This is a genomic window from Marinobacter nitratireducens (assembly GCF_000708045.1).
GTDB lineage: Bacteria > Pseudomonadota > Gammaproteobacteria > Pseudomonadales > Oleiphilaceae > Marinobacter > Marinobacter nitratireducens.
This window is the reverse complement of record NZ_ANIE01000011.1, coordinates 1-5674: the sequence shown is the minus strand read 5'-3', so window position 1 is coordinate 5674 and position 5674 is coordinate 1. Positions and strand designations below refer to the sequence as shown.

Below are 5674 nucleotides of genomic sequence, written 5' to 3'. Positions count from 1 at the left end.
CGTTGACAGTTTTCCTGAGGGCTGTAGAATGCGCACCACTTCTGAGGGACACGACGCCGAGAGGGGTTGGGGATTCGGAAGTAACTGCTTGAAAGTGTTGAGGAAAACGATTTAAAGATTTCTTCAGAAAGCGGTTGACAAGGTGGCGGTTCAGTGTAGAATGCGCGCCTCGTTTGAAGCAGTAAGCCGGACGGTTTTGAGCAAGGTTTTCGAGGTTTGAAAACGCTGAAAATTAACGGTTGACAAGGTCGGGATTCGATGTAGAATACGCGGCCTTGATTGAGCAGAGGCTCAACGCTCTTTAAAAAGTTAACCAAGTAATTCGTGTGGGCGCTGGCTGAGGTATTTCGGACACGAAATATCGAGACAGCGACTCGTCGAAATTGAGTTTTGTCTTGAGCATGATTTAGAAGCTTCGGCTTCTGTATGATTTAAACTGAAGAGTTTGATCATGGCTCAGATTGAACGCTGGCGGCAGGCTTAACACATGCAAGTCGAGCGGAAACGATGGGTGCTTGCACCCAGGCGTCGAGCGGCGGACGGGTGAGTAATGCTTAGGAATCTGCCTAGTAGTGGGGGATAGCCCGGGGAAACCCGGATTAATACCGCATACGTCCTACGGGAGAAAGCAGGGGATCTTCGGACCTTGCGCTATTAGATGAGCCTAAGTCGGATTAGCTAGTTGGTGAGGTAAAGGCTTACCAAGGCGACGATCCGTAGCTGGTCTGAGAGGATGATCAGCCACATCGGGACTGAGACACGGCCCGAACTCCTACGGGAGGCAGCAGTGGGGAATATTGGACAATGGGGGCAACCCTGATCCAGCCATGCCGCGTGTGTGAAGAAGGCTTTCGGGTTGTAAAGCACTTTCAGTAAGGAGGAAAACCTTAAGGTTAATACCCTTGAGGCTTGACGTTACTTACAGAAGAAGCACCGGCTAACTCCGTGCCAGCAGCCGCGGTAATACGGAGGGTGCAAGCGTTAATCGGAATTACTGGGCGTAAAGCGCGCGTAGGTGGTTTGTTAAGCGAGATGTGAAAGCCCCGGGCTTAACCTGGGAACGGCATTTCGAACTGGCAGGCTAGAGTGTGGTAGAGGGTAGTGGAATTTCCTGTGTAGCGGTGAAATGCGTAGATATAGGAAGGAACACCAGTGGCGAAGGCGGCTACCTGGACCAACACTGACACTGAGGTGCGAAAGCGTGGGGAGCAAACAGGATTAGATACCCTGGTAGTCCACGCCGTAAACGATGTCTACTAGCCGTTGGGACTCTTGAAGTCTTAGTGGCGCAGCTAACGCACTAAGTAGACCGCCTGGGGAGTACGGCCGCAAGGTTAAAACTCAAATGAATTGACGGGGGCCCGCACAAGCGGTGGAGCATGTGGTTTAATTCGACGCAACGCGAAGAACCTTACCTGGCCTTGACATCCTGCGAACTTTCTAGAGATAGATTGGTGCCTTCGGGAACGCAGTGACAGGTGCTGCATGGCCGTCGTCAGCTCGTGTCGTGAGATGTTGGGTTAAGTCCCGTAACGAGCGCAACCCCTATCCCTAGTTGCTAGCAGTTCGGCTGAGAACTCTAGGGAGACTGCCGGTGACAAACCGGAGGAAGGTGGGGATGACGTCAGGTCATCATGGCCCTTACGGCCAGGGCTACACACGTGCTACAATGGTACGTACAGAGGGCTGCAAACCCGCGAGGGGGAGCTAATCTCATAAAACGTATCGTAGTCCGGATCGCAGTCTGCAACTCGACTGCGTGAAGTCGGAATCGCTAGTAATCGCAAATCAGAATGTTGCGGTGAATACGTTCCCGGGCCTTGTACACACCGCCCGTCACACCATGGGAGTGGATTGCACCAGAAGTGGTTAGTCTAACCTTCGGGAGGACGATCACCACGGTGTGGTTCATGACTGGGGTGAAGTCGTAACAAGGTAGCCGTAGGGGAACCTGCGGCTGGATCACCTCCTTAAACGAAACCGAAATCCTCGGTCAGAGTCCACACGAATTACTTGGTTGGCTTAGTAAGAGAGCATAGGGTCTACCAGGCCCGTACCATTGGGTCTGTAGCTCAGGTGGTTAGAGCGCACCCCTGATAAGGGTGAGGTCGGTGGTTCAAGTCCACCCAGACCCACCAGAATTTTGCTGCTCGTCGTTGTCGACGCACTTGCATAGCAGGCTATGCGGCGCGCGCCGACGCCTAGATCAACAAAATTCTTGTAATAGCTTAAATGGGGCTATAGCTCAGCTGGGAGAGCGCCTGCCTTGCACGCAGGAGGTCGGCAGTTCGATCCTGCCTAGCTCCACCATATTTAACTGACTAACTCCGGTTGGCAGTGTACAGAAACAAGCGTTTCGGTTTGATGAACGATCAAGCGAAGCCCTTCTTTCTGATCACTGGGTCAGATTTGCTCTTTAACAAATTGGACGAGATAGAACACGAATATTCTTCTCTCTTTATCTCCGAGAGAAGATGTTCAAAGTGATAGCGATTTCAAGCGTTATCCGGTGTTGTCGTTGAGGTTGTTGATGAAACGATCTTGAGTGACTGAGATCTTCGGATCACAGTTGTCTTGGGGTTATATAGTCAAGCAACTAAGCGCATACGGTGGATGCCTTGGCAGTCAGAGGCGATGAAAGACGTGGTAGCCTGCGATAAGGCTCGGGGAGCTGGCAAACAAGCTGTGATCCGGGCATCTCTGAATGGGGAAACCCACCGACTTTCGGGTCGGTATCTTACACTGAATCCATAGGTGTAAGAGGCGAACTCGGGGAACTGAAACATCTAAGTACCCGAAGGAAAAGAAATCAACCGAGATTCCCTCAGTAGCGGCGAGCGAACGGGGACCAGCCCTTAAGCTGAACAACTGGTAGGAGAAGGCTCTGGAAAGTGCCGCCATAGTGGGTGATAGCCCCGTATCCGAAACCTGAGTTCAGTGAAATCGAGTAGGACGGGACACGTGATATCCTGTCTGAACATGGGGGGACCATCCTCCAAGGCTAAATACTCCTGACTGACCGATAGTGAACCAGTACCGTGAGGGAAAGGCGAAAAGAACCCCTGTGAGGGGAGTGAAATAGACCCTGAAACCGTATGCGTACAAGCAGTCGGAGCAGACTTGTTCTGTGACGGCGTACCTTTTGTATAATGGGTCAGCGACTTATGTTCAGTGGCGAGGTTAACCGTATAGGGGAGCCGTAGGGAAACCGAGTCTGAATAGGGCGACTTAGTCGCTGGGCATAGACCCGAAACCGGGCGATCTATCCATGAGCAGGTTGAAGGTGCCGTAACAGGCACTGGAGGACCGAACCCACTGTCGTTGAAAAGCCAGGGGATGACTTGTGGATCGGAGTGAAAGGCTAATCAAGCCCGGAGATAGCTGGTTCTCCCCGAAAGCTATTTAGGTAGCGCCTCGGACGAATACCACAGGGGGTAGAGCACTGTTTGGGCTAGGGGGTCATCCCGACTTACCAACCCCATGCAAACTCCGAATACCTGTGAGTACTATCCGGGAGACACACGGTGGGTGCTAACGTCCATCGTGAAGAGGGAAACAACCCAGACCGCCAGCTAAGGTCCCCAAGTACCAGTTAAGTGGGAAACGATGTGGGAAGGCTCAGACAGCTAGGAGGTTGGCTTAGAAGCAGCCACCCTTTAAAGAAAGCGTAATAGCTCACTAGTCGAGTCGGCCTGCGCGGAAGATGTAACGGGGCTCAAACTGGTCACCGAAGCTGCGGCTGCATACTTTGTATGCGGGGTAGGGGAGCGTTCTGTAAGCCTGTGAAGGTGAGTTGAGAAGCTTGCTGGAGGTATCAGAAGTGCGAATGCTGACATGAGTAACGACAATGCGGGTGAAAAACCCGCACGCCGGAAGACCAAGGGTTCCTGCGCAACGCTAATCGGCGCAGGGTGAGTCGGCCCCTAAGGCGAGACCGAAAGGTGTAGTCGATGGGAAACGGGTTAATATTCCCGTACCTTGGATAGCTGCGATGGAGAGACGGAGAAGGCTAGGTGAGCCGGGCGACGGTTGTCCCGGTTTAAGCGAGTAGGGAGTGGACTTAGGCAAATCCGGGTCCACAATCTCGAGACGCGACGACGACTGCTCATAGAGCGGGAAGTCATTGATGCCATGCTTCCAGGAAAATCTTCTAAGCTTCAGGCTATTCGAGACCGTACCCCAAACCGACACAGGTGGTCAGGTAGAGAATACCAAGGCGCTTGAGAGAACTCGGGTAAAGGAACTAGGCAAAATGGTGCCGTAACTTCGGGAGAAGGCACGCCGGCGTGTACGTGAAACCCCTGCGGGTGGAGCGGAAGCCGGTCGAAGATACCAGGCCCCTGCGACTGTTTATTAAAAACACAGCACTGTGCAAACACGAAAGTGGACGTATACGGTGTGACGCCTGCCCGGTGCCGGAAGGTTAATTGATGGGGTTAGCACTCGTGCGAAGCTCTTGATCGAAGCCCCGGTAAACGGCGGCCGTAACTATAACGGTCCTAAGGTAGCGAAATTCCTTGTCGGGTAAGTTCCGACCTGCACGAATGGCGTAACGATGGGGGCGCTGTCTCTACCCGAGACTCAGTGAAATTGAAATCGCCGTGAAGATGCGGTGTATCCGCGGCTAGACGGAAAGACCCCGTGAACCTTTACTATAGCTTCACAGTGAACTTTGAGCATGCTTGTGTAGGATAGCTGGGAGGCTTTGAAACCAGGACGCCAGTTCTGGTGGAGCCAACCTTGAAATACCAGCCTGGCATGTTTGAGGTTCTAACTTCGTCCCCTTATCGGGGATAAGGACACTGTGTGGTGGGTAGTTTGACTGGGGCGGTCTCCTCCCAAAGCGTAACGGAGGAGCACAAAGGTGGGCTAAGCATGGTCGGACATCATGCGGTTAGTGTAATGGCACAAGCCCGCTTAACTGCGAGACAGACACGTCGAGCAGGTGCGAAAGCAGGTCATAGTGATCCGGTGGTTCTGTATGGAAGGGCCATCGCTCAACGGATAAAAGGTACTCCGGGGATAACAGGCTGATACCGCCCAAGAGTTCACATCGACGGCGGTGTTTGGCACCTCGATGTCGGCTCATCACATCCTGGGGCTGAAGCCGGTCCCAAGGGTATGGCTGTTCGCCATTTAAAGTGGTACGCGAGCTGGGTTTAGAACGTCGTGAGACAGTTCGGTCCCTATCTGCCGTGGACGTTGGAGATTTGAGGAAAGCTGCTCCTAGTACGAGAGGACCGGAGTGGACGAACCTCTGGTGTTCGGGTTGTGTCGCCAGACGCATTGCCCGGTAGCTATGTTCGGACAGGATAACCGCTGAAAGCATCTAAGCGGGAAGCCCCTTCCAAGATGAGATCTCCCTGGACCTTCGAGGTCCCTAAAGAGCCGTTCAAGACCAGGACGTTGATAGGTCGGGTGTGTAAGCGCTGCGAGGCGTTGAGCTAACCGATACTAATTGCTCGTGCGGCTTGACTATATAACACCCAAGACAATTGCGGATAATGCGAAATCAACATCACGTTCTTCTCGTCCCCCAGTGATCAATCGTTTTGCCTGACGACCATAGCGGTCTGGAACCACCTGATCCCATCCCGAACTCAGAAGTGAAACAGTCCTGCGCCGATGGTAGTGTGGCGTTGCCCATGTGAGAGTAGGTCATCGTCAGGCGCCT

Annotated in this window: 2 tRNA genes and 3 rRNA genes; all 5 read left to right on the top strand. The window is 53.1% G+C overall.

From position 1 onward, the window contains the following. Positions 1–433 precede the first annotated feature (433 nt). Positions 434–1973, top strand: a 16S ribosomal RNA gene (locus D777_RS17420). Positions 1974–2061: 88 nt separating this feature from the next. Then, positions 2062–2138: transfer RNA gene (locus D777_RS17415), tRNA-Ile, on the top strand. Positions 2139–2234: 96 nt separating this feature from the next. Beyond that, a tRNA-Ala gene (locus D777_RS17410) sits at positions 2235–2310 on the top strand. A gap of 276 nt (positions 2311–2586) precedes the next feature. Then, positions 2587–5479 (top strand): 23S ribosomal RNA (locus tag D777_RS17405). A 76-nt stretch (positions 5480–5555) separates the two neighbouring features. Beyond that, positions 5556–5670, top strand: a 5S ribosomal RNA gene (gene rrf / locus D777_RS17400). The 16S, 23S and 5S rRNA genes sit together here with 2 tRNA genes alongside, the layout of an rRNA operon. The last annotated feature ends 4 nt before the right edge of the window (positions 5671–5674 follow it).